We start from the raw sequence: 24464 nt of genomic DNA on the forward strand, positions 1-24464 counted from the left end.
GCGTCAGATGGGGATCGGGGGCGACACCTGATATGGCAGATGAACGTGTCAAACGACGACTCGCTGCGATTTTCGTCGCCGACGTGGTAGGCTATACGCGCCATATGGAGCAGGATGAGGCAGGCACCCTCTCCCGTCTGAAGGCCCGGCGCCGCGATGTTCTCGACCCGCTGCTGCTCCGTCACGAGGGGCGTCTCGTTAAAATTCTCGGCGATGGAATTCTTGCGGAATTTGCCAGCGCCGCAAGCGCGGTTCGCTGCGCCGTGGAACTGCAGCGGGACATGGCCGCGGCCAATGAAGGACTGCCCGAGACGCGCCAGTATGTGCTGCGCATCGGTATCAGCCTCGGCGATGTCATCGTCGAGGGCAAGGACCTCTACGGCAACGGCGTCAATCTCGCCGTAAGGCTCGAAAGTCATGGCAACGCCGGCGACATAACGATCTCGTCCAACGTATTCGATCAGGTCTGTCGTGAGGTCGTTGCGGAGTATGACGATCTCGGGCCCGTTTCGATGAAGAATTTCGCCAAGTCGGTTCATGCCTACCGCGTCCGGCCGTGTCCGCAGCAGCCGCCAGGAGCGGATGGTGGTCAGTCCACGCCATTGTCGTTGCCGCCGCGGCCGTCCATTGCGGTACTGCCGTTCAACACGATGGGCGCCAATGCCGAGCATGGCGCCTTCGCCGATGGGCTTACCGAAGACCTCATTACCGAGCTTTCGCGCACGCCCGGCCTTTTCGTCATCGCCCAGCATTCAGCCTTTGCCTACAAGGGAAAACCAGTGGACGTCCGCCAGATCGCCACCGAGCTTGGCGTGCGTTACCTGCTCGAAGGAAGCGCCCGCCGTTCCGCAGAGAGAGTGCGCGTCAACGTTCAGCTCGTAGACACGCTCGGCGGCGGCTACCTGTGGGCCGAGCGATACGACCGTGAGATCGAGGATATTTTTGCGGTGCAGGACGACGTGGCCGCAAGGATCGTGGAGGCGCTTGTTGGACGACTTATCGTCCCGCCCATGCGCATTCGCCCAAAGAGCATGGAAGCCTATGATCTTTGCGTGCGCGCGCGCTCGCTTGGCTGGAATTCCGCCGGATCCCCTGAAGCCATCTACGAATCCATCGTCCTGCTCCAGCAGGCGATCGCAATCGATCCATCTTACGCCGAAGCCTATGGCTGGTTGGCATTCAATCTGTGGTCCACCTGGGCAAATGCCATGGATGCTACCGGGGACAATCGCAGACTGTCGCTTGAAATGGCTAGAAAGGCAGTGGCCCTCGATGCCAATGACGCTCAAAGTCGCTGGATATTGGGTTATCTCCTTGCCTATGAAGGGCGATGGTCGGAATCGGACGCGGCGTTCGATGCAGCGATCGCAATGGATCGGAACTCGGCGGACGCGTTGATCTTTCGCGCAGAGCTTCTCGCCTTTGCCGGACGAGCGAGCGAAGCCATGGACGTCATGGAACAGGCGTTCAGGCTAAATCCGCATCCGACCGCCTCATATTATTGGGAACAGAGCCTCGTATATTACGTCGCCGGTCAATATGAAAAAGCGATCGAAACCGTGCGCCGCGGCCCCGCATACCGCACTGGGGCCCGACGCATTCTTGCGGCAAGCCTTGCGCAGGCCGGGAATCTGAACGAAGCCCGCCAGGAGGCAGCGCTCTTCATGGCCAACAACCCGAACTTTTCCATCGGAAAGTGGGCGGAATCGCAGCCATTCCGCGATCCGGAGACGCGGCAATTGTTTGTCGAGGGATATCGCAAGGCCGGGCTGCCCGAGTGACGCTGCCCGGCCTTCACAAGACTGTTGTTTGGCCTTCCCGCTAATCGATGGGATAGTTTGACCTGTCAGGCAATTGAAAAGGGAGGCAGTCATGCAGACTCTGCTAGGCCGAATTTTCAGTGGTGCCGCCGTTGCAGCGATATTCGCCACCGGTGCGCTCGCACATCACGGCTGGTCCTGGGCCGAAGCCGACCAGATCGAACTGCGCGGCATTATCCGGGAAATCTATATTGGGCCGCCGCACCCGACCCTTGATGTCGAAACCGCGAGCGATGGGCTTTGGCGCATCGAACTTGCCAATCATAACCAGACCACGCGCGCCGGCTTCATCGAGGGGTCGGCAAAAGAGGGTGATGAAATCGTCGCGCTCGGCAACCGTTCCACCGACCCGCAAGAGAAGCGTATGAAAGCGGTGAGGATTTCGGTCGCGGGCAAGACCTATGATCTTTATCCCGAGCGTATAAAAACGCAGTGAGCAGCGGTTTCGTCGAGCTGCTGCAGGGACTCTCCGAATGGCCGGTCGCCGTGCTGCTGCGGCGCTATCAGATTGCATATCTGATCGCCAACGCCGTCCATATCATATCCGTCGGCCTGCTCATCGGCGCCATCGTCACGCTTGATCTTCGCATTCTCGGCCTGTTCAAGCAGTACCCTGTGAACATGCTTGCGCCGCCTCTCATCCGCGTAGCGGCAACGGGCATCGCGCTTGCCATGATGACCGGGTTCATCCTGTTCACCGTGCGGCCGGTAGCATACGTCAACAACCCTGCCTTCCTTGCCAAACTTGCCCTGATCGCGCTGGGCCTGGGCAACGCATTGCTGCTCAGCCGCAGCCGGTCCTGGCGGTTCGAAAAGCAAGTGTCCGGCGGAGCGCGCATCGCCGCGCTCATATCGTTGACCGTCTGGATATGCGCCGTCATTGCGGGACGCTGGATCGGCTTTATCTAGTCGTCGTCCTGCATGAACGTCGTATCGTCCCGTTGCATGTAGCCGTCGGGTACCGGCTGCACCGCATAGTCGAGCGTCAGTTCTTCGCCTGCGGCGATGGAGCGTATTGCCCGCATGGTGCGATAGTCGGCGCGCCGATCTCGATACTGGGATTGAAACTGTGGTTGATAAAGCCGTAGCTCGTGCGCAAGGGACGAACCAGCAGCATTTCGCCCGGCAGCGCATTCCATTCCATTTCCGTCAGCAAGACCGGGTAACGCTTCGCTTCCACCAACTGACCATCGAGAACACAAAGTACCTCGTCCCTCGCCCAGGCACGGCTGGTGAAAAGCCCCTGCCCCTGCAGCCCGCTTTTTGCCACGTATGTATCGGGAATAGTCTCGATAAGCGCTTCGCCGTTGAGGAAGATTTCGGCGCAGGTATCGATCGTCGGCTTGCTCATTCTTGATCCATCTCCCGCAAGACCATGTTCTTGAAGTGCTCAACCAAGGCATCGCCCTCCGCCCGCTCGACCGAGATGGCAAGGCGCATCGTTGCTTCGCCAAGCTGCATGATGAGAAAACTCGACCGTTCGAGTTCGGTCCGGTCGGCAACGGGATTGACGCGTGCACGGGCGCTCGCCAGTACCGCGCCATTGATGCGGCTATCGGCAAGATCGATATCGCGCAGCGCCTTGTCGGCCTGCATGCCGGACCAGATATCGCGCATTACCGGCTCGGCCAGGAACATAGCATAATAAATATCGATCAATTCGCCGAACGCCCGGCGCAAACCCACCTTGTCGCTAACCCCTTCCAGTCCTTCGGCAATGCATTGCTGGCCGGCCACATTATAGCGCTCCGCCAGCGTCCGAATGATTGCCGCCTTGTCGGGGAAATACTGGTAGAGCGAACCGATCGATATGCCTGCCATTTCGGCGACATCGCTCATGCGCATGGCATCGCTGCCGCTTTTTTCAATGAGCGCCGAGGCGCACGCCAATATGCGCTCAACCCGTTCGCGGCTGCGTTTCTGGGTGGGTTCACGCCGCGTCCCCGTCTCTGTTGCCACGATGCCAGTGTCATTCATGAGTATTCCTCACATTTTTCTTGACTCCTATAATATGAGGATTTATCACATTTGCAAATATGAGACTTCCTCATATTTAATGGGAGCTGAAAATGACAACGTTCCATAGTTCGCAATTTCCTGTTCTGATCGTTGGCGGCACAGGCAAGACCGGCCGACGCGTGGCCAAGCGCCTTGCCGCCCTCGGCCTTCCCGTCCGCATCGGTTCGCGCCAAGGCACCCCGGCCTTCGATTGGGAAAATCCCGACACGTGGGCCGTGGCACTGGAGGGTGTATCGGCGGCCTATATCACCTACTACCCGGATCTCGCCGTTCCGGGCGCCGCGGATGCCGTCGGAGAGCTTGCCCGCCTTGCCGTTCGCAAGGGCGTGAAGCGTCTCGTTCTCCTTTCAGGACGCGGAGAGCCGGAAGCGCAACGCGCCGAACAGGCTTTGCAGGCATCGGGGGCGGACTGGACGATCATACGCGCGAGCTGGTTTGCGGAGAACTTCAGCGAGAGCTTCTTTCGCGAACCGGTCCTTGCCGGTGATCTTGCGCTGCCGGTGCAAGGCGTGCGCGAACCCTTCATCCATGCCGATGACATTGCCGACATCGTCGTCGCCGCGCTGACGGATGCGAGGCACATCGGAGAGCTTTACGAGGTCACCGGCCCGCGCCTGATCACATTTGCCGAGGCGACCGCGGAAATCGCCAAGGCGACCCGCCGGGATATCCACTTCACCCCGATCCCTCACGACGTCTTCATGCAGGGGCTGGCGGCCGATGGCGTTCCGGATGATGTCGCCGCGTTGATCGATGAGCTTTTCAGCTCGGTGCTGGATGGACGCAATGAATATCTCACCGATGGCGTGCAGCGGGCACTCGGCCGGGCACCGCGGGATTTTGCCGAATTCGCCCAAGCGGGCGCCGCGGCCCGCGTATGGGAGCAGGTGAAATGATTGCTCTCATTCCAATCCTCACTCTTCTTGCCGCCCTTGGCAGCGGTCTGATGGCCGGGCTGTTCTTCGCGTTCTCGAGCTTCGTCATGGCGGCGCTCGCTCGCCTTCCCGCCGATCAAGGCATTACCGCCATGAACTCGATCAACGTGACCATTCTCAACCTCAGCTTTAGCGTCGCCTTCTTCGGAACAACTATTTTGTGTCTTGGGCTTGGCGTGGTCGGATTTCTCCGCTGGTCCGAGCCCGGATCGATTTGGCTCGTTGCAGGAAGCCTGCTCTTCCTGATCGGCACGATCGCTGTGACGATGATCTTCAACGTGCCACTGAATGATGCGCTTGCCACCGCCAACCCCGCGAGCCCCGAGAGCGCAGCGCTCTGGACGCGTTACCTTGCCCAATGGCTGCCGTGGAACCATGTCCGCGCGCTCACCAGCATAGCGGCATTGATCAGCTTCATCCTGGCCTTTGCCCGACAGTCAGCCTGACCAAACCTTGTCTCCTGTCCTTTTTCCGGAAACACAGTAGATTAACCAGGCAATTGCGCTTGTTCCCGGGGGAATACATGGCTTTTGAGCTTCTTGTCGCGGTGCTGTTCGTTGGCGGAACGATAACCCTGACGCTCATTGCCTATTTCCTGATGCGCCTCATTACGGGCGGCGATCCCGATGGCCAGGAACGCGATCTGGCAAGTTCGATCATCTTCCGCGTATCGGCCTTGCACGGACTAATCCTGGCTCTCGTCTTTGCGCAGGAGATGATCGACTACCAGCAGCTTCGCAATGAAACCGCCACCGAATCCAACGCCATTGCCGATATCTACTTCGACGCCGGCCGCTATGGCGGCGGCCATGCCGGGGCGATCCAGACGCCGCTCGGCGAATATATCAGCGTGGTGGTCGACAAGGAGTGGGCGATCCTCGGCGCCACCGACCGCCTGACTCCGGAGGCCTGGGCGAAGTGGGACGCAGCCTATGCGGCCGTGCTTGATCTCGAACCGACGAACAAGCGCGAGGAAAGCCTGCGCAACCACATGCTTGAGCGTCTCTACACAGTTGCCGAAAGCCGAACCAAGCGGGAAAGCAATGTCGCCGACTCGATGAGCGGCATCTTCTGGTTCGCGGCTCTCTCCGGCGTCGTGTTCATCGCGCTCGCCTATTATTCCTATCCGCCGCAGCGACGAAATATCGTTCTCATCTCCATGTTCGGCGCCTATACCGGCATTATTCTGTTTCTCATTTATGCCTTCTCCAACCCCTATAGCCCGCCCGCAGCTATGAGCCCCGGCCCGCTTCTGCGCCTCCAGGAGCAGATCCGCCACTCGATCTCGCAACCACCGCAGACGTAACGAATTGTCCCTCAAAAATCTTCGGCGGCAGGTATTCGGCCAAATGCGATCTTCGACCCTATGTAGTTTCCGGGCCCATTCGCTGGACCAAGGTTCAGCGCCTTGGATCCGTGCCTTACCCTAATCGTGTCGAGAACATCCGACACCCGCTCCCACTGACTCTGCGCTTGACGGCTGTCGCGCGTATCGAACAGGTCGCGACTGGCTTCCTGCTCCTCGGAGAGCTCATGCAGGACGACGGTGACGGAACTGATGTTGTTCATCTCGCCTGACATCACAAATTTCTCGTGCAATCCATTGAGTGCATTGAGAAAAGTATGATCGTCGCGCGCCGGCCTGAACCGCTTGTCCATGCTTGTGCGGCTTTCGCGGCGCGTGCCCACGGTGTAGGTCAGCGCCCCGGCGCGATGATGTGAACGGCGCAGCCTCCGTGCCGCGCTCATTGTCAAAAGACGCGCACATTGCAGCACCTTCTGCGGCGTCCGCCAGTCCGGAGGCAAATTGCGGCCATGGCCGAACATGCGCGTGATCGTTTCCGGCTTTTCGACGGAGTAGCCGTGCAAGGCGGCAACGAAACGTTCGCCTTCGACGCTGTTCCAGATCGCCCGCGCGTGCTTGGGAGCAAGTGCCCAAAGGCCTGCGATATCGGTGACACCTGCCTCTATGAGACGCGTCTCCATGCCCTTGGAAATACCCGGCAGATCGCGCAAGGCAAGACCCAGCAATTTCCCCGGCAGATCGGCGTGGTCGAGAACCACGAAGCCATCCGGCTTATCCATCTCCGCCGCAACCTTGGCGAGCAGTTCATTGAACGAGATGCCGATCGAACAGGTGAGCACCGGACCAAACTCGTGGCGCAACGATCGCTTGATGCGCGACGAGAGCTCCGCTGCCTGCCGCGCTTCGGATTCGAGCAGAGTGCAGGCCAGTTCGTCGATCGAGCGCACCGCGGCGATCGGAACGCACCGCTCGATGATTTCAAGAATGCGGTTGTGCAGGCGCACGTATACATCAGGCCGCGCCTCGATGAACACGATGTCCGGACATTTCTCCCGCGCCTCACGTACTGAAGTGCCCGTCTTGACGCCGAATGGCTTGGCTTCGCGGCTTGCGGCGATCACGCTGGTATAGGGAGAATCGAGCGGAACGACCGCTATTGGCCTACCCTGCAGCGCCGGATTGAGTTGCTGCTCGGCGCTCGCAAAGAAACTGTCAAAATCCAGATATAGCTTTTCAGGATGGGTCGGCTTGCGCATGTTCCGGGGCTCTCACATTGAGAACAAAAATAGAACATTTGCTCCGGAATTAAAACAGCAATCTTGGCAATTGCGAAGAAGCTCCGGTCAGACAGCACGTGCCGCGTCGAGAATGCGAAACTGTGTGGTTGTCGAACCATTCCAGTGGTTGAGGGATAGATTGCCCGCAACGTGGATGGTTTGGCCGAGATTTTTGAACAGGAAATCGCCGAGCGGGCCACCGACAGCGCGAAACGCCATGGCATTGATCCGCGAGCCATCGGCACTGACGAGTGTCGCTCGCACATGGCCGCTTCCCACTTCCCGCGCATCGGTAAGACGGTGATGCGGCAGTACAAGCACCGGTTGTGGATGCCCCGAGCCGTAGGGTCCCGCCCGCTCCATCAGGTCGTGCAAGGCCACGGTGGCGCCGGCGGCGCTGAGCGCTCCGTCGATTTCCAGCGATTCATTGCCGCGCAATTCCCCGACCATGGCCGCTGCATTTTCTTCGAAAAAGGCCCGCAAGGCGCCGAGTTTGCCGCGTTCCACGGTTATGCCGGCTGCCATGGCATGCCCGCCGCCCTTGACGAGAAAGCCCTGTTCGACCGCGCCGCGTACCAGCCTGCCGAGGTCGAACCCGTGGATGGAGCGGCCGGAGCCCGCGCCGGTGCCATTGGCATTGAACGCGATGGCAAAAGCCGGACGCCGGGTTTTTTCTTTCAGCCGGGCCGCGATCAGCCCGACGATCCCCGGATGCCAGTCGTCATTCGCGGTAACGACGATGGCGGGGCCGGCGGCCGCTGAAAGTTCGGTCATTGCCTCCGCTTCAGCCTGTTCCAGCATGGCGGTTTCCATCGCCTGGCGTTCTTGATTGAGGCGGTTGAGTTCCTCGGCAATGCGCAGCGCTTCGTTTGGATCGTCCAGCGTCAAGAGACGCGCGCCGAGGCCAGCATCGCCGATACGCCCGCCGGCATTGATGCGAGGGCCGATCAGATAGGCGAAATGAAAGGCATTGAGCGGTTCACCGATGCGTGCAACGCGCGCGAGGGCCGCGAGGCCGACATTTTGCTGGGCCCGCGCGACAAGAATGCCCTTGACGACGAAGGCACGGTTGAGTCCCTGCAGCGGCACGACATCGCAAACGGTCGCAAGCGCGGCAAGGTCGAGCAACGACAAGAGGTCGAACGGGGGCGCGCTCGCGCCGACACCCTGTTCGCGCATCGCGCGCAACGTCTGCACGAGCGTCAGGAACACGACGCCTGCAGCACAAAGGTGGCCCTGCCCCGAAAGATCGTCCTCGCGATTGGGGTTGACCACGGCAAGCGCGGCAGCTGGCAACGCGCCGCCAAGCTGGTGATGGTCGAGCACGACGACATCGGCGCCCGCAGCCTTCGCCGCCTCGATGGCGGCCGCGCTGTTGGTTCCGCAGTCGACCGTTACGATCAGGCTCGCCTGCTGCGCGAGTTCCTGCATCGCCGCAGGATTGGGACCGTAGCCTTCGAAAATCCGGTCAGGGATGTAGATGCGGTTGGCGATGCCATAATGGCTGAGGAACCTTGACAGGATCGCCGAGGAGGCCGCCCCGTCAACGTCGTAGTCGCCGAAGATGGCGACCTTTTCGCGGTCCGCAATTGCCCTTGCGATGCGTGCCGCGGCAATTTCCATATCGGTCAGCGATGTGGGATCGGGCATGAGGCTTTTCAACGTCGGGTCCATGAAGGCAACCGCCTCGTCGAGCCCGACACCCCTGCCGGCCAGCACGCGGGTCACGATATCCGGGAAACCATGGTTCTGCGCCATAGCGAGCGCAATGTTCGCCTCGCGCTGGGCGAGCCGGTCCACCCATTTCAGGCCGGTTGCCGATTTTTCAACGCCGAGGAAGAGCCGTGCCGATGTCATTGCATCGTTCAATCACCCGCCGACTGCGAAAGCAATGCTTCGAAAGGCCTATCCAACGCCAATCACGCCAACGGGTGTCAGTTGCTGGCAGGAGGCAGCGCAAGTTCGCTGATGGCGGAGGCCATGGCGGAGGCAAAGTCGGCAAGTTGCCGGTCGACCACCTCTTTGGAGCTGAGGCGATAATTCATTACGGGCTGTATAAGCATGTAGCGCCCGAGCACGCCGGTGGCGCAGACGAGAAAATCGTCCTTCTTCTGCGGATCGTCAGAGCTGACACAGGCCATGGCGCGGTTGCCGTAGCTTATATTGGTCCGCTGCGCCACCTGATTGGGCTGGCTCGAATGGTATTGGAATGCCTGGTCGAGCAAGCTGCGCACCACGGGATCATCGGGGCCGTCCTTGACCGGGTACATGCCGGCGACATTGCTGGCACGGACCCCGTTGACCGAGACGATCGCTCGCGCATCCACGCCGCCATATTCGACAGTCGCGCTGAAATTCTGCGGATCGGCATTGCGGCTGATGACGGTGAAGGGGCCGGAGGTATCAGGCAGACCGACGAGGATGTCGCGCGAACGGTAGCCTTGAATGAGATCCAGGTCCGTTTCCTGCGCATGAAGCGGAGAAAACGGCACTAAAACCAAAAGTATCGACAATATATTGCAGACAATTCCGTAATGGATATTCATGCCTGACCCGTTGCGAAGAGGTACTCATATGACAAAATACCAAAAAACACGTGATCCCAATAGGGTAGAGTGAAATCAGCAGTAATTATCGTAAAAAAAAAGCTGCCGGTCCTGAACGAGACAGGCAGCTTTATGTGAAGGCGGGCGCGTCGTTACTGAAACTTGGCCATGTCCTGATGCTTGGCCTTGATCTCGCGCACCGTTTGCGAATGCGAACGCATGACGACCGTATGCGTCTGGATGTAGTCGCGGGCAAACTTGACGCCGCTGAGCATGTTGCCGTCGGTCACGCCCGTGGCGGCAAAGAGCACGTCGCCCTTCGCCATTTCTTCCATCGTATAGACCTTCTTGGGATCGGAGATGCCCATCTTGGCGGCGCGTGCGATCTTGTCGTCGCTGTTGAGCTGCAAACGCCCCTGCATCTGGCCGCCGATGCAGCGAAGCGCCGCCGCGGCAAGTACGCCCTCAGGGGCGCCGCCAATGCCGAGATAGATGTCGATACCGGTCTCGTCCGGATCCGTCGTATGGATGACGCCGGCAACGTCGCCATCACCGATCAGGCGAATTGCAGCGCCCGTCGCACGCACCTCCTCGATCAGGCGCGCATGCCGCGGGCGGTCCATGATGCAGGCGGTGATTTCGTTGAGCGGCACGCCCTTCGCCTTGGCAACGGCGGTGATATTTTCGATGGCAGGCGCGTCGAGATTGATGATTCCGGCTGGATAACCCGGACCAACGGCGATCTTTTCCATGTAGACGTCGGGCGCATAGAGAAGATTGCCCTTCTCGGCAATCGCGATGACTGCGAGAGAATTCGGCAGGTTCTTGGCGCAGATCGTCGTCCCTTCAAGCGGGTCGAGGGCGATATCGACGGCGGGACCGTTCCGCGTGCCGACTTCTTCGCCGATGTAGAGCATCGGCGCCTCATCGCGCTCACCCTCGCCGATCACCACGGTTCCGGCAATCGGGAGCCGGTTGAGCTCCTGACGCATCGCATCCACAGCCGCCTGATCGGCCGCCATCTCGTCACCCCGGCCGCGCAGGCGTGCAGCAGCCACCGCTGCCCGCTCGGTTACGCGCACCAATTCGAGGGTAAGGATGCGATCGAGACCATTTTGTTCGGAGGTTTTCAGCATAGTTTTTCCTGCGTTGGTGTGGCGACGCCGTATTTTCGGATCGCCACAGCTCTCCTTAGCGTCGGTATGCAACCTTTTGTCAAAGTCGCACCGATGCGGCAAGGGCTCGCAAAAAAGCTAATCGATTAAACGCCCTAGGCGCAGTTTCTTCCAGTGGTTGCGGCTGCGCGAGGCGGTCTCAACCCGCCCGTTCGATACGGATCATCTGCGGTTTGTCGGTCGCGTGGCCATCCTTGACGATCCCTTCGAGCGCTTTCTTCACCGCAGCTTCAGTGGTCTCGTGCGTGACAAGAATAACCGTCTTCGTCGCTTCCGGCTGGTTGTCGGCGCTCTGGCGCTGGACGATGGATTCAAGCGAGATATCGTTGTCAGCCATGCGCTTGGCGATAGCGGCAAACACGCCGGCGCGGTCGTGCACCGTCAGGCGGATGAAGTAGCCGCCCTCGTGCGAGCGCATCCGCGCCCGCTTGTAAGGCGCCAGCGCCTTTGCCGGTGTACCGAACACAGGACCGTGCTGGAAACCCGGCCGGCTTTTGGCAATATCGGCAAGGTCGCCAATAACGGCCGAGGCCGTCGCCGCGCCGCCGGCGCCAGGTCCTGACAACAGCAATTCACCCAGAAGATCGGTTTCAATCGCGACCGCATTGGTGACGCCGTGGACCTGCGCAATGACGGATTCGACCGGCACCATCGTCGGATGAACGCGCTGCTCTATGCCACTGTCGGTTTTCAGGGCCACGCCCAGCAACTTGATGCGATAGCCGAGTTCGTCGGCCGCCTTGATATCGGCGAGCGAGATGTTGCTGATACCCTCAAGATAGATGTCGTCCGCGGAGATCTGAGTGCCGAATGCAAGGCTCGTCAGGATTGCGAGCTTGTGTGCCGTATCATTGCCCTCGATGTCGAAGGTCGGGTCCGCTTCCGCATAGCCGAGACGCTGCGCATCGGCGAGACAGGCATCGAACGAGATACCCTCTTCCCACATGCGCGTGAGGATATAGTTGCAGGTGCCGTTCATGATGCCATAGACGCGCGAAACAGTATTGCCGGTGAGCGACTCGCGCAGCGCCTTGATAACCGGGATGCCACCGGCGACCGCTGCCTCGAAGTTGAGGAGAACGCCCTTATCCTCCGCGATCTTTGCCAAGGCGACGCCATGCTTGGCAAGCAGCGCCTTGTTGGCGGTGATGACGTGCCGGCCGGATTTCAGCGCAGCCTCCACGGCGGCACGCGCCGGCCCTTCGTCACCGCCGATCAATTCGATGAAAACGTCGATGTCGTTTGATTTGGCAAGGGCAACCGGGTCTTCGAACCAGCTCGCTGAGGAAAAGTCGACGCCACGATCGCGCTTGCGGTCACGCGCCGAAACGGCGGTAACCACGATTTCCTTGCCGCACTGGCGAGTGAGCATTTCGCCCCGGTCACGCAATATTTTCAGAACGGAGGCACCAACAGTACCCAGTCCGGCGATACCCACGCGCAGCGCTTCACTCATCATGCAATTCCCTGAAATTTTGCTGAAACGGCGCCGGATGGCGCCGCCGATTTTACTGCGAACGCCGCCAGATCAACGACGAACGTTCAACGGGATGACGTTGTGCAGTTTTTCGTCGGCCGTGGCAAGAAACCGCTTCAGACTGCGTGCGGCCTGACGTATCCGGTGCTCGTTCTCGACAAGAGCGATGCGGATGTAGTCGTCGCCATGCTCGCCGAAACCGATGCCGGGGGCGACCGCAACGTCAGCGTGCTCGATCAGCAGCTTGGAGAATTCGAGCGAGCCGAGGCTGCGGAATTTTTCCGGGATCGGCGCCCAGGCGAACATGGTCGCCGCCGGTGGCGGTACATCCCAGCCTGCCCGGCCGAAGCTGTCGACGAGCACGTCACGCCGGCGCTTATAGATGCCGCGCACTTCCGCGATGTCGGACCCGTCGCCGTTGAGTGCAGCGGCCGCCGCAACCTGGATAGGCGTGAACGCGCCGTAATCGAGGTATGATTTGACCCGGGTCAGCGCCGCTATCAGCCGCTCATTGCCGACGGCAAAGCCCATGCGCCATCCGGGCATCGAAAAGGTCTTCGACATCGATGTGAACTCGACCGCGACATCGATCGCGCCCGGCACCTGCAAAACGGAGGGAGGCGGCGCGCCGTCAAAATAGATCTCCGAATAGGCGAGATCCGATAGAATGATGATCTCGTTCTTGCGGGCGAAAGCGACGACATCCTTGTAGAAATCGAGCGACGCCACATGGGCGGTCGGATTGGACGGATAATTCAGAATAAGTGCCAGCGGCTTTGGAATGGAGTGGCGAATGCCGCGTTCCAACGCCGGAATGAACTGATCGTCGGGCTTTGCCGGAATCGAGCGAATGACGCCGCCCGACATGATGAAGCCGAAAGCATGGATCGGATAGGTCGGATCGGGGCAAAGCACGACGTCGCCCGGAGCGGTGATCGCCTGCGCCATGTTGGCGAAGCCTTCCTTCGAGCCAAGGGTCGCGACGACCTGCGTATCCGGATTGAGCTTCACGCCGAAGCGCCGCTCATAATAGGCGGCCTGGGCGCGGCGCAAACCGGGGATGCCTTTCGATGCCGAATAGCGATGCGTGCGCGGGTCCTGCACGGCCTCGCACAGCTTGTCGACAATGCCCTGGGGCGTCGGAAGGTCTGGGTTGCCCATGCCGAGATCGACAATATCCGCACCCGCCGCTCGCGCGCTCGCCTTCAGGCGATTCACCTGTTCGAAAACGTAAGGCGGGAGGCGGCGAACTTTATGAAATTCTTCCATAGGCTGGGTCCGGTTAAAAGGGTTAATTATGCGCGTCGCGCTATACAACGAAACGCTACAGCGGTCGAGTAATCATTGCGGGCATTCGCGCCGGCGATCGCGACAGCCTCCCACCTCATTGTGGGAAAGATGCGGCCAAAACTAGGGCGTTGTCTTCTTGCCTTCGATCGCCGTCAAATCGTCCTGCTGCTGCTTGATCAGCTTCTGCAAATCCGCCTGCTTCTTGGCAGCCGCCGCCGGATCGGCCGAGGGACCGGATTGCGCGGCTGTCTTTGCCGCCGTCGTCCTGGCGATCAGCGCCTGCTTCTCTTCCGGGGTAAATTGCGTCGTCTCGCCCTTCGGGTCCGGCGTAAAATGCGGATAGGTGCCGGTATTGACGGGTCCGGTCAGCGGCGAATTCGCCATGACCGGCTGCGCCGAGTTATTTGCGCAGGCGCCGAGCCCCGAAATCAGAACGGCGCCGAATGAAAGGCGCATGAGGTTTTTGACCGGCAAGTTCATTTTATGTCCCGATTGCGAAAAACGAATTCATAATGACGATAACAATTGCACGTTAGAGGGATAGCACCAATTTATGATATGATGTCAATATTGTGCGACATGGGAGGAAGTGCCTGCATGGACAATCAAGGGGACAAGACAGGCAAAGCGCCGAACCTTGATAATTATGTCATCAAGGATCCAGAGGCGTTTGCCCGCAATGTCGCCCACATGATCGAGCAGGCCGGCAAGGCCGCATCCGCCTGGGTTGAGCCGCGCGAAAAGGGCCTGAAGCGCGATACGCTTGCCGACCCTGTGACCGATGTCGTCAAGACACTCTCCAAGGTTTCCGAATATTGGCTCGCCGAACCGGCGCGTGCCCTCGAGGCCCAGACAAGGCTGTTCACCAGCTATATGGCGATCTGGTCGAACTCCATTCGCCGCATGAGCGGCGAAGACGTGGAGGATGTCGTCACGCCCGACAAAGGCGACAAACGCTTTGCCGACGAGGATTGGGGCAAGTACGCCTTTTTCGATTTTCTCAAGCAGGCCTATCTCGTCACGTCCCGCTGGGCCGCCGAGCTCGTCGAAAACACCGAAGGGCTCGACGAGCATACGCGGCATAAGGCCTCCTTCTACGTGAAGCAGATTACGACTGCGGCCTCGCCGAGCAATTTTCTCATGACCAATCCCGAACTCTATAAGGAAACAGTCGCCAGCAACGCGGAAAACCTTGTCCGCGGCATGAAGATGCTTGCAGAAGATATCGCCGCCGGCGGCGGTGACCTCAGGCTCCGCCAGTCCGACACGACAAAATTCTCGCTTGGCGAGAATGTAGCCACCACGCCGGGCAAGGTCATCGCGCGCAGCGAAGTCGCCGAGATCATCCAGTACGAGCCGACGACGGAAAAGGTGCTCAAGCGCCCACTTCTCATCTGCCCGCCCTGGATCAACAAATTTTACATTCTCGATCTCAACCCGGAAAAATCATTCATCAAATGGGCAGTTGATCGGGGACACACGGTCTTCGTCATCTCCTGGGTCAATCCAGACGAGCGCCATGCTCACAAGGACTGGACGGCCTATATCAACGAAGGGCTGCGCTTTGGCCTCGACACCATCGAAAAAGCCACGGGCGAAAAAGGTGTCAATGCCATCGGCTATTGCGTCGGCGGTACGCTGCTGAGTGCGGCGCTTGCGCTTTTTGCCAGAGAGGGCGAGGACCGCATCAAGAGCGCGACGCTCTTCACCACACAGGTGGATTTCACCCATGCCGGCGATCTGAAGGTTTTCGTCGATGAAGACCAGATCAGTGCATTGGAAAAGGCGATGTCTGCCGAGGGCTACCTTGAAGGCACGCGCATGGCGACGGCCTTCAACATGCTGCGCTCCGGCGACCTTATCTGGCCCTATGTCGTCAACAACTACATGCGCGGCCGCGATCCCCTACCCTTTGACCTTCTCTATTGGAACGCCGACGCGACGCGGATGAGCGCAGCCAACCATTCCTACTATCTGCGCAATTGCTATCTCGACAACAATTTGGTGCGCGGCATGATGCAACTCGCCGGCGAAAATCTCTCCCTCGCCGATGTCAAGATTCCGATCTACAACCTTGCGGCCAAGGAAGACCACATCGCTCCAGCCCTTTCGGTCTTTACCGGGTGCAAGTTTTTTGGTGGGGATGTCACCTACGTCCTCGCCGGTTCGGGCCATATTGCCGGTGTCGTCAATCCGCCGGCCAGGAACAAATACCAATATTGGACGGGCGGAGCTCCCATCGGCAATTTTGATGACTGGGTCGCCAAAACCCGGGAGCACCCGGGTTCCTGGTGGAACCACTGGGAAAAATGGATCGAAACACAGGCTCCAGAACGCGTTTCCGCACGCAAACCCGGCGAACAAAACGTTGAGATTCTGGCCGAAGCACCAGGAACCTATGTTCGCGTCAGGGTGTAGGAAAGAGTTGATTCGAACCGGCGGCGGCTGCCAAAGCACAGGTGAAGACAATGGCAAAAAAGCGGCCAATCACGTTTTCGCCTCATTCTATCTATACTGGACGACTTGTGCAGATACCTAAAAGTCTTTAACTCTGGCGACTCTACGCCGGTGTTTTTGCACTTAGACAAAACTTCGCGAGCTTTCTGCTCTTATAAAAGCGGTCTCCACGATCCACGGAAATCGCGAAAGACGAGACGGGGGAATCGTTGAAAATACTGCCAGCCTCAGTTTCTGCCTTGCGGGCAAGTACCGTCGCATGCGTCGTTGCGCTCTCCGCATTCGCAGCAACCTCCTGCACCACTGGCACCAGCCCCAGCGTGACCTCCGCACTGACCAGCGCTGCCGAGTCGACACAAACTGCCGAAGCCAAGTCCACCTCAGAACACGGTATGCCCTCCACCGGCACGGCGACAGTATCGCCCGAAGCGCTTGCGCTCGCCGGCAACACCGAAGCCAATGCCCTGCAAGCCATGAAGGATGCAACGAAGCCAGCCGACGCCAAGGCTGCTGCGGCAGTCGCGTCGACAGAACAGCAGGCAGCGGCCACCGCACCGGTCGAAGCGGCTCCGCAGCAGAAAACCTCGCTCTTCGGTTCGAGCGCGCCGGCAAAGCCGGAAGGCACCTTAGATGTCGCAAGCGCCGCAGCAGCGGCAGCTCCGGCCAAGACTTCGCTCTTCGGCAACAGCATGCGCGGTGAAGGCGCACCAGCGCCGCAAAAGGCTGCGCCGAAGCCTGCCGAGGCCGCGGAAGCACCGGCCAGCGCCGAGACGGCGAAGCCCGACGAGGCTGCAGCCAATGCAGACGTCAAGCCCGCCGAGACCAAGGCGGCGGCTGCCACCGCCCCGAACAAGGACAGCGGTCTCCTCCTTCGCCTTTTCGGCAACAGCCAGAACAGGCCAGCGGCAAGCCGCCAGGTTGCAATCATCCAGCCAAGATCCCAACCGCAGCTTCGCTCCGCCGAGCCTCCGGTCCAGACGGCATCGGCCGCGCTTCCCTCGGCCGAATCATTCGAAGGCAAGACCGAGCATCTGTCGTCCTTGCCCGGCGTTCGCCCGAATGCCGGCATTCAGATCATGCAGCGCGACAGCCTTTACGAAGACGATGACGTCGAGGCTGCGCCGGCACAGGTGATCCTCGCTTCCGCTGCCGGCCTCGCGCGTCTCGCCCCGAACGGCTTGAAGGTGCAGCGCGAGAATGTGCAGGTCGCATGTCTCAAGCCGCAGCTCGTCGGCTTCCTCAAGTCGATCGAGCGCCGCTTCGGCAAAGCGGTAATCGTCACCTCCGGCTATCGCAGCCCGCCCTACAACCGCCTGGTAAATGGCGCCAAGGCCTCGCTCCATATGTCATGCGCCGCCGCCGATATTCAGGTGCCGGGCGTTTCCAAGTGGGTTCTGGCCAATTTTGCCCGCTCCATGCCCGGCCGTGGCGGCGTTGGAACTTATTGTCACACCGAATCGGTTCATGTGGACATCGGACCGACCCGCGACTGGAACTGGCGCTGCTCGCGTGGCCGTGGCTAGCCGCACCGCGAAAACCGCCTCGTCCTTAGACGCTGTCCTGTGTCGGCTAACGCGCAAGTTGAACAATCTTCATTTTTTTTGAAAAAAGAATGCTCAATGGGGTTGCGGCGCAAAAACTGTTTCACTATAAGCCGCTTACCTGCGGGGCGCCCATCGTCTAGCGGTCTAGGACGCCGCCCTTTCACGGCGGAAACAGGGGTTCGATTCCCCTTGGGCGTACCAGGTTTTCTTCTTGGAAAATCAGAACCTTAAAGCGCAAAGCTCGTTTGCTTTTGTGGCGCGTATCCCGTGCAAACGGCCAGCCCTGCGCGAGCTGGCCGCACGATTTGGCGTTTACACGACTCAGTTGGATGGCGCAGGCTTTGCTGGCTCGGGAGCAGGTGTCGCTGGCGCCGGATCCGGTGTGGTCGGCTCGGATGTCGTGGCAGGCGCGCTGGTTTCACCCTCTTTCGGCTTGTTGTCGCATGCGGCCAAAGTGAGCGCGGCGACGGCTGCGACGGGTAAGAAAAACTTGAAGTTCATCATGTTCTCTCCTGTTTGTTTCGTCCCCATACATAGAATGGGTCAGCGAAAGCGGTTCGAACACCCCGGCATTTTCAAGCTTTATCACGCACTGTTAGACAAAGTTATGAGACCGATATCGGCGGCTGACCTATCATCTCCTTATTGCCGGGACTCATTTGCCGGCAGTAGGGTTCGGTTTACCTCCACTCGGACCCGATTCTCCCACCCCAGAGCAAACTAACCTGCCTTTAGAGGCAGGTTTTTTTATGCGGCATCTGTTGTCACTGGACCCGTTCACGCTGATTGCCGTCTTTTTGCGCTTCGGCTAAACCCAAATCATGAATTTCGCTTCACCCCTCGTTACCGGCAGGCTGGTCCAGCGCTACAAGCGCTTTCTCGCCGATATCATTCTCGACGACGGCGGCGCTGCGATCACGAGTTCGGTCCCTAATACCGGTTCGATGCTTGGCCTCACCGATCCCGGCATTCCGGTCTGGCTCTCGCTCTCCGACGGCGCGAAACGCAAATATCCGCACACGCTGCAGATGGTCGAGGTTGGCGGCACGATGGTCGGCATCAATACCGGCCTGCCCAACCGGATCGCGGAAGAAGCCATCCTTGCCGGGATGATACCCTCGCTCTCGGGCTATGCCGAGCTGAGACGCGAGCAGAAATATGGCGCGAACTCGCGTATCGATCTCCTTTTGCGCGGCCCCGGTCGTCAGCCGGCCTATGTCGAGGTCAAGAACGTCCATTTCTCCCGAAAAGCCGGCCTTGCCGAATTCCCCGATTCGTCAACGGCGCGCGGCGCAAAACATCTGGACGAGCTCGGAAACATGGTTGAAAATGGTTTTCGCGGTGTAATGCTTTATGTCGTCCAGCGCGGGGATTGCGAACGACTGAGGATCTGCGGCGAGCTTGACCCGGTCTACGCTATGGCTTTTGATCGGGCAATGAAGCGCGGGGTTGAAGCATACGCTGTAAAATGCCACATCACGCCCACGGGCATTGCTGCCATAAGCACGATGCCAATTATCGATTGATGCCAACCGGACTTAACTATGGTCACCTATCTCGACGCACAGAACGCGCCTCTTAAGAATACCGGCCAGATCCGGCTGCACGGCCCGGAAGGGTTCGAGGCGATGCGCAAGGCTTGCCAGCTGACGGCCCGCTGCCTCGACGAACTGGCATCGATCGTGGCGCCCGGCGTCACGACAAATACGATCGACCGGTTCGTGTTCGAGTTCGGCGCCGACCATGGCGCCCTGCCCGCGACGCTCAACTATCGCGGCTACACCAAATCGAGCTGCACGTCGATCAACCACGTGGTTTGCCATGGCATCCCCGATGACAAGCCGTTGCGCGAAGGCGATATCGTCAATATCGACGTCACCTATATCCTCGATGGCTGGCACGGCGATTCAAGCCGCATGTATCCCGTCGGGCAAATCAAGCGCGCTGCTGAACGCCTGATGGAAGTCACGCTTGAAAGCCTGATGCGCGGCATTGCCGCCGTTCGGCCGGGCGTGCGCACCGGGGCCATTGGCGCTGCCATCCAGAGCTATGCCGAAGCCGAGCGTTGCTCGGTCGTGCGCGACTTCTGTGGCCACGGTGTTGGCCAGCTCTTCCACGACGCACCCAACATCCTTCACTACGGCACGCCAAATGAAGGTATTGAACTGCGCGAGGGAATGATCTTCACGATCGAACCGATGATCAATCTCGGCCGACCGCATGTGAAGGTGCTTGCAGACGGATGGACGGCGGTGACACGTGACCGCTCGCTCACCGCGCAATACGAACACACCGTCGGCGTCACCAGCACGGGCTGCGAGATATTCACTCTATCGCCGGCCGGCCTGTTCGCGCCCGGACTGAACCTCGGATAGGATAGGCAATGAGCGAAGAAAAGCCGGAACCGACTTTCTTCCTCAACGAACCCTCCGCAAAATCCACCCCTAAACAACCAGTCGTTGAGCGTTACGGTGCTTCGCACAACGCGCAGCCGAAGGAGTCGGGCAATGACACGCCGCATTATGTCGGTCATCGCGATCGCATGAAGGAGCGCTTCGAGAAGGTCGGCCACGATGGTTTCGCCGACTATGAAATGCTCGAAATGCTGCTCTACCGCTCTATCCGACAGGGCGACACCAAGCCGCTTGCCAAGGCGCTCATTGCCCGTTTTGGTTCACTGGCGGAAGTCCTAGGCGCGCCTGAGCACCTGCTGCGCGAAGTAAAGGGCTGCGGCCCTGCCGTCACTTTCGACCTCAAGCTGGTATCCGCGCTCTCGCATCGTGTTATCCGCAGCGATATTCGAGAGAAGGCGTTGCTGACATCGTGGAACAAGGTCATCGAGTATTGTATCGCCGCGATGGCCCACGAACCCCGCGAGCAGTTGCGCATCCTGTTCCTCGACAAGAAAAACGCGTTGATTGCCGATGAGGTGCAGCAGGTCGGCACTGTCGACCACACGCCTGTTTACCCGCGGGAGGTGATCGCACGGGCACTGTACCTTTCCGCCAGCGCGATCATTCTGGTTCACAACCATCCGTCCGGAGACCCGACGCCTTCCAAGGCGGACATCGAGATGACACGGACCATCGCCAATATCGGCGCGCAGATGGGCATTGTCGTCCACGACCACATTATCGTCGGCAAGAACAGCCACGCCAGTCTCAAGGGATTGCAACTTTTCTGAGAATTGCCGGACAATATCCTGTTCGACAGCAAACCCGATCAAATGAACCATTCTGAAAAGTCCTATTCAGGTATCGTGCTTGCATGGAGATTTGAATGAACACGGTCGAAAAAGCGATCTGGTACATTGAAGGGCATTTTTCCGAGGGTATAACCCTCGATGACATCGCCGCTTCGGCGGGCCTGTCGCGCTTTTACATGTCACGTGCCTTTGCGGCTGTGACTGGCTGTTCGGTCAGCGGCTACATCCGGGGCCGCCGGCTCAGCTCGGCCGCCCGGCTTCTCAGCGAAGGTGCTCCCGATATTCTCTGCGTTGCGCTCGGGGCCGGTTACAATTCCCATGAAGCATTCACCCGCGCCTTCCGCGATCAGTTCGGCATGACGCCGGAACAGGTTCGTGCGCAAGGCCATGTCGACAACATCCCCCTGGTGGAGGCTATCAAAATGGACGAAACATTGCTCGTAAATCTGGAAGTACCGCGTGTCGTTGCCGGCAAGCCTCTTCTCGTCGCAGGATTGGGCGCGCGCTACAATTGCGAGAGCAGCAAGGCGATCCCGTCTGCACCGCATATCGGGCATATTGCAGGTCAGGTCGGCGACATTGCCTACGGCGTTTGCTGCAATAGCGACGATGAGAACAACTTCGATTACATCGCCGGCGTCGAGGTCAGGGATTTCTCCGAAATTCCCGACACATTCAGCCGCCTCCGTATTCCGTCCCAGAAGTACCTCGTTTTCACGCATCAGGATCATATCTCGACGATCCGAAGCACCTTCATGACCATCTGGGGCAACTATCTTCCGGAGTCTGGCCATGAGGTCGCCGATGCTCCCAATTTCGAGCGCTATGGGCCGCAATTCGATCAGAGAACCGGAAATGGCGGGCTCGAGATCTGGATACCTGTGAAGTCCTGATCGTTTTCATTGGTGGGCCAGCGGCAGCCGGCCCGCCGCAACCATGCGCCGCTCCAACCGTTATTGCTGACAGATGGCTGTTAGCAGGTTTGCTAAGATCAGCCGCCTTGGCAAGATGGGAGCTGACACATGCTGCAAGCCTGCCTCAACGGCGGTCGTAACCGCGATTTTCACGCTGCCGTTCCCTTTACGGCAGACGAGCTTGCCCGCGACGCCGCGCTTGTCGTGGCGGCAGGCGCCGGCGAGCTTCACATACATCCGCGGGATCTGGATGGTAACGAAAGCCTTGCCGCCTCTGATGTCAGCGCCGCGATCCGCGCCATACGTGAAAGCGTTCCGGAGGTACCGATCGGCGTTTCGACACATTGGCGCATCCCACCCGGCGGCAAGGCGCGCCAGGCCCCGATCGCGCAATGGCAGGAGCTTCCTGACTATGTATCGGTCAATCTGATTGAAGAGGATGCTGCCGAGATCATGGCGCTTGTCTGGGATAAGGGCATCGGCGTCGAAGCCGGCCTATGGTCGATAAGCGACGCCGAGCGCTTCATTGCCCTTCCTGACGCCAAGAAGTGCCTGAGAGTGCTCATTGAAGTCAATGAACAGGACTTTGATGAGGCAATGGCGGTGGCAACTGGGATCATATCAGTGCTGGAACAGGCGAAATTCGAGCTTCCCATTCTGCTGCACGGCGATGAAGCGAGTGTCTGGCCGATGTTCAACCTGGCAATTGCGCGCGGCTATGATGGACGCATTGGCCTCGAGGATGGCAAGCTCCTTCCCGAAGGCAAGGAAGCCGAGGACAATGCCGACCTGATCCGGGCTGCGGTGGTCCTGGCGCATGGCGGCGATACGCTTCTCGGTACCGCAAATGAAAAGGGCGGCTGACGCCGCCCTTTCCGGATCGATAGTGAGGCTTATGCCTCGTCGTCAGTCTTCTTCTTGGCAGCCTTCTTCGGCGCGGCCTTCTTCGCAGGCTTCTTGGTCTCTTCCGACTTGGCATCCGCCTCATCGTCGGCCATCAGCTCTTCCTTCGTCACCTTCTTGTCGGTGACCTTGATGTTCGAAAGGAGATGGTCGACCACCTTCTCCTCGAAGATCGGCGCGCGCAGATTGTTTACGGCTTCCGGCGTCTTACGGAAGAATTCATAAATCTGCTGCTCCTGGCCCGGATAGCGGCGAACCTGATCGTAGACGGCGCGCTGCAGCTCTTCTTCCGTTACCTCGATGCCGGCCTTGTTGCCGATTTCGGAAAGGACGAGGCCGAGACGAACGCGGCGTTCGGCCAGCTTGCGATATTCTTCGCGCGCTTCTTCTTCCGTCGTGTCTTCATCTTCGAAGGTCTTGCCGGCTTCCTGGAGGTCGTGACCGATCTGTGCCCAGATGTTGTTGAACTCGGCGTCGATCAGGCGCTCCGGCGATTCGAACTTGTATTCACCGTCGAGCGCGTCGAGAATCTGGCGCTTGACCTTCTGGCGCGTAAACGTGCCGTACTGGCTCTCGATCTGTTCGCGGATGACCTGGCGCAGGCGGTCGGCGCTTTCGATGCCGAGCTTCTTTGCGGTCTCGTCGTTGATTTCGAGTTCGCCCGGCTTGGCGACTTCCTTGACTGTGACGTCGAAGGTTGCGTCCTTGCCGGCAAGGTGCGCAGCACCATATTCAGCCGGGAACGTCACGTTGATCTGCTTCTCGTCGCCAGCCTTGACGCCGATGAGCTGATCTTCGAAGCCGGGGATGAATTGGCCGGAGCCGAGGACGAGCGTCGCGTCGGTGTCGGCGCCGCCATCAAACGGAACGCCGTCGACTTTGCCGAGGTAGTCCATCGTCACGCGATCGCCGCTCTCGGCCTTGCCCTTCTTCGTCTCGAAGGTCTGGGCGGAGCTGGCAACGCGCTTAACCTGCTCTTCGACTTCCTCGTCGCTGACATCGACGACTTCGCGGGTCACGCTGATGTTCGACGCGTCCTTGATCTCGATGGCAGGAAGAACTTCGTAGTTGAGCGAGAATTCGAAATCGGCTTCGCCGCTCAGAACCTTTTCCGCTTCCTTCTCGTCCTCAGTCATTACGACTTCCGGCTGGGTAGCGGACTTTTCGTTGCGGTCGGCAAGAATGGACCGCGAGGAATCGCTCAAAATCTCGTTTACGACTTCAGCCATGAACGACTTGCCGTACATCTTGCGCAGATGGGTCATCGGCACTTTGCCAGGGCGGAAGCCATTGATGCGCGCCTTGGCGCTGGCGCCCTTGAGGCGTTCGGAAAGCTTTGCTTCCAGATCCTTGGCCGGAACGACGACCTTGATCTCGCGCTTCAGCCCTTGATTGAGCGTTTCAGTAACCTGCATGTCCAAACCTTCACTTTTTTAACATTTGTCCCGCCGTTGCCGGCTCGTTGGCCTAAATTGCGGGAGAAAACTGCCTGCCCTTGCGGCTTCCGGTGCGGACGAGGAGCTTTACTCACCATCCACGTTGATTTTATTGCCTAATTCCAGTGCAACTCTCGATTTGCGACACGAATTCTAGCAC

At 59.5% G+C, this 24464-nt stretch carries 24 protein-coding genes and 1 tRNA gene; 14 read left to right on the top strand and 11 right to left on the bottom strand.

Annotated features, from left to right (window positions below; all coding sequences use genetic code 11):
- Nucleotides 1-32 precede the first annotated feature (32 nt).
- The 3 genes from HQ945_RS07885 (at nucleotide 33) to HQ945_RS07895 (ending at nucleotide 2729) form a co-directional block, all read left to right on the top strand.
- Nucleotides 33-1781, top strand: coding sequence for an adenylate/guanylate cyclase domain-containing protein (locus tag HQ945_RS07885; protein ID WP_174207894.1), 1749 nt, complete (start codon nucleotides 33-35; stop codon nucleotides 1779-1781).
- Nucleotides 1782-1872: 91 nt separating this feature from the next.
- Nucleotides 1873-2256, top strand: coding sequence for a DUF6152 family protein (locus tag HQ945_RS07890; protein ID WP_027231437.1), 384 nt, complete (start codon nucleotides 1873-1875; stop codon nucleotides 2254-2256).
- A complete protein-coding gene (locus tag HQ945_RS07895; protein WP_113280737.1) occupies nucleotides 2253-2729 on the top strand; it encodes a DUF6644 family protein in 477 nt (158 codons plus the stop codon). The genes HQ945_RS07890 and HQ945_RS07895 overlap by 4 nt, the downstream gene beginning before the upstream one ends.
- A gap of 76 nt (nucleotides 2730-2805) precedes the next feature.
- Here the strand turns inward: HQ945_RS07895 and HQ945_RS07900 are convergent, their stop codons facing one another.
- Together HQ945_RS07900 and HQ945_RS07905 are read right to left on the bottom strand one after the other, a co-directional pair.
- On the bottom strand, nucleotides 2806-3171 hold the full coding sequence (locus HQ945_RS07900; RefSeq protein WP_174207895.1) for an SET domain-containing protein: 366 nt from the start codon (nucleotides 3169-3171) through the stop codon (nucleotides 2806-2808).
- Nucleotides 3168-3797 carry a TetR/AcrR family transcriptional regulator gene (locus tag HQ945_RS07905; protein WP_113280735.1) on the bottom strand — a complete coding sequence of 210 codons (630 nt, stop codon included), beginning with the start codon at nucleotides 3795-3797 and terminating at the stop codon, nucleotides 3168-3170. Before HQ945_RS07905 ends, HQ945_RS07900 begins: the two co-directional genes overlap by 4 nt.
- A gap of 92 nt (nucleotides 3798-3889) precedes the next feature.
- Here HQ945_RS07905 and HQ945_RS07910 point away from each other — a divergent pair, with 92 nt between their 5' ends.
- The 3 genes from HQ945_RS07910 (at nucleotide 3890) to HQ945_RS07920 (ending at nucleotide 6080) form a co-directional block, all read left to right on the top strand.
- Entirely contained in the window at nucleotides 3890-4735 is an 846-nt protein-coding gene (locus HQ945_RS07910) for an NAD(P)H-binding protein (RefSeq protein WP_174207896.1), read from the top strand.
- On the top strand, nucleotides 4732-5220 hold the full coding sequence (locus HQ945_RS07915; RefSeq protein ID WP_113280733.1) for an anthrone oxygenase family protein: 489 nt from the start codon (nucleotides 4732-4734) through the stop codon (nucleotides 5218-5220). Before HQ945_RS07910 ends, HQ945_RS07915 begins: the two co-directional genes overlap by 4 nt.
- Nucleotides 5221-5297: 77 nt before the next feature.
- Complete coding sequence (locus HQ945_RS07920; protein WP_113280732.1) at nucleotides 5298-6080, top strand: bestrophin-like domain; 783 nt, start codon at nucleotides 5298-5300, stop codon at nucleotides 6078-6080.
- A gap of 11 nt (nucleotides 6081-6091) precedes the next feature.
- Here the strand turns inward: HQ945_RS07920 and HQ945_RS07925 are convergent, their stop codons facing one another.
- The 7 genes from HQ945_RS07925 to HQ945_RS07955 form a co-directional block, all read right to left on the bottom strand.
- Nucleotides 6092-7336, bottom strand: coding sequence for a Y-family DNA polymerase (locus tag HQ945_RS07925; protein ID WP_113280731.1), 1245 nt, complete (start codon nucleotides 7334-7336; stop codon nucleotides 6092-6094).
- Nucleotides 7337-7423: 87 nt separating this feature from the next.
- Nucleotides 7424-9214 (bottom strand): single-stranded-DNA-specific exonuclease RecJ, encoded by a 1791-nt coding sequence (recJ, locus tag HQ945_RS07930; protein WP_113280730.1) that lies wholly within the window; start codon nucleotides 9212-9214, stop codon nucleotides 7424-7426.
- A 77-nt stretch (nucleotides 9215-9291) separates the two neighbouring features.
- Nucleotides 9292-9903: a hypothetical protein gene (locus HQ945_RS07935; RefSeq protein WP_027231446.1), complete on the bottom strand. Its 612-nt coding sequence runs from the start codon at nucleotides 9901-9903 to the stop codon at nucleotides 9292-9294.
- Between the two features lie 152 nt (nucleotides 9904-10055).
- Nucleotides 10056-11039 (bottom strand): class II fructose-bisphosphatase, encoded by a 984-nt coding sequence (gene glpX, locus HQ945_RS07940; protein WP_027231447.1) that lies wholly within the window; start codon nucleotides 11037-11039, stop codon nucleotides 10056-10058.
- 178 nt (nucleotides 11040-11217) lie between these two features.
- On the bottom strand, nucleotides 11218-12534 hold the full coding sequence (locus HQ945_RS07945) for a homoserine dehydrogenase (protein ID WP_027231448.1): 1317 nt from the start codon (nucleotides 12532-12534) through the stop codon (nucleotides 11218-11220).
- A gap of 72 nt (nucleotides 12535-12606) precedes the next feature.
- Nucleotides 12607-13824: an LL-diaminopimelate aminotransferase gene (locus tag HQ945_RS07950; protein WP_027231449.1), complete on the bottom strand. Its 1218-nt coding sequence runs from the start codon at nucleotides 13822-13824 to the stop codon at nucleotides 12607-12609.
- 141 nt (nucleotides 13825-13965) lie between these two features.
- Entirely contained in the window at nucleotides 13966-14325 is a 360-nt protein-coding gene (locus HQ945_RS07955) for a hypothetical protein (RefSeq protein ID WP_036814269.1), read from the bottom strand.
- A gap of 117 nt (nucleotides 14326-14442) precedes the next feature.
- Here HQ945_RS07955 and HQ945_RS07960 point away from each other — a divergent pair, with 117 nt between their 5' ends.
- The 3 genes from HQ945_RS07960 (at nucleotide 14443) to HQ945_RS07970 (ending at nucleotide 18047) form a co-directional block, all read left to right on the top strand.
- Nucleotides 14443-16263 (top strand): PHA/PHB synthase family protein, encoded by a 1821-nt coding sequence (locus HQ945_RS07960; RefSeq protein WP_113280729.1) that lies wholly within the window; start codon nucleotides 14443-14445, stop codon nucleotides 16261-16263.
- Between the two features lie 248 nt (nucleotides 16264-16511).
- Nucleotides 16512-17825 (top strand): YcbK family protein, encoded by a 1314-nt coding sequence (locus HQ945_RS07965; protein ID WP_246272614.1) that lies wholly within the window; start codon nucleotides 16512-16514, stop codon nucleotides 17823-17825.
- 146 nt (nucleotides 17826-17971) lie between these two features.
- A tRNA-Glu gene (locus HQ945_RS07970) sits at nucleotides 17972-18047 on the top strand.
- 120 nt (nucleotides 18048-18167) lie between these two features.
- Here HQ945_RS07970 and HQ945_RS07975 read toward each other — a convergent pair.
- On the bottom strand, nucleotides 18168-18350 hold the full coding sequence (locus HQ945_RS07975; protein ID WP_246272615.1) for a hypothetical protein: 183 nt from the start codon (nucleotides 18348-18350) through the stop codon (nucleotides 18168-18170).
- Between the two features lie 317 nt (nucleotides 18351-18667).
- On the opposite strand from HQ945_RS07975, the gene sfsA reads away from it, so the two are divergent.
- The 5 genes from sfsA (at nucleotide 18668) to HQ945_RS08000 (ending at nucleotide 22829) form a co-directional block, all read left to right on the top strand.
- On the top strand, nucleotides 18668-19372 hold the full coding sequence (sfsA, locus tag HQ945_RS07980) for a DNA/RNA nuclease SfsA (protein ID WP_113280727.1): 705 nt from the start codon (nucleotides 18668-18670) through the stop codon (nucleotides 19370-19372).
- Nucleotides 19373-19390: 18 nt separating this feature from the next.
- Nucleotides 19391-20221, top strand: coding sequence for a type I methionyl aminopeptidase (gene map, locus HQ945_RS07985; RefSeq protein WP_113280726.1), 831 nt, complete (start codon nucleotides 19391-19393; stop codon nucleotides 20219-20221).
- A gap of 8 nt (nucleotides 20222-20229) precedes the next feature.
- On the top strand, nucleotides 20230-21030 hold the full coding sequence (radC, locus tag HQ945_RS07990) for a RadC family protein (RefSeq protein WP_113280725.1): 801 nt from the start codon (nucleotides 20230-20232) through the stop codon (nucleotides 21028-21030).
- A gap of 95 nt (nucleotides 21031-21125) precedes the next feature.
- Entirely contained in the window at nucleotides 21126-21944 is an 819-nt protein-coding gene (locus tag HQ945_RS07995) for an AraC family transcriptional regulator (protein ID WP_113280724.1), read from the top strand.
- 129 nt (nucleotides 21945-22073) lie between these two features.
- Entirely contained in the window at nucleotides 22074-22829 is a 756-nt protein-coding gene (locus HQ945_RS08000) for a 3-keto-5-aminohexanoate cleavage protein (RefSeq protein ID WP_113280723.1), read from the top strand.
- A gap of 29 nt (nucleotides 22830-22858) precedes the next feature.
- Here HQ945_RS08000 and tig read toward each other — a convergent pair whose 3' ends face one another.
- Nucleotides 22859-24283 carry a trigger factor gene (gene tig, locus HQ945_RS08005; RefSeq protein WP_091921705.1) on the bottom strand — a complete coding sequence of 475 codons (1425 nt, stop codon included), beginning with the start codon at nucleotides 24281-24283 and terminating at the stop codon, nucleotides 22859-22861.
- Nucleotides 24284-24464 lie beyond the last annotated feature (181 nt).

Source organism: Phyllobacterium pellucidum, from assembly GCF_013327855.1.
GTDB lineage: Bacteria > Pseudomonadota > Alphaproteobacteria > Rhizobiales > Rhizobiaceae > Phyllobacterium > Phyllobacterium pellucidum.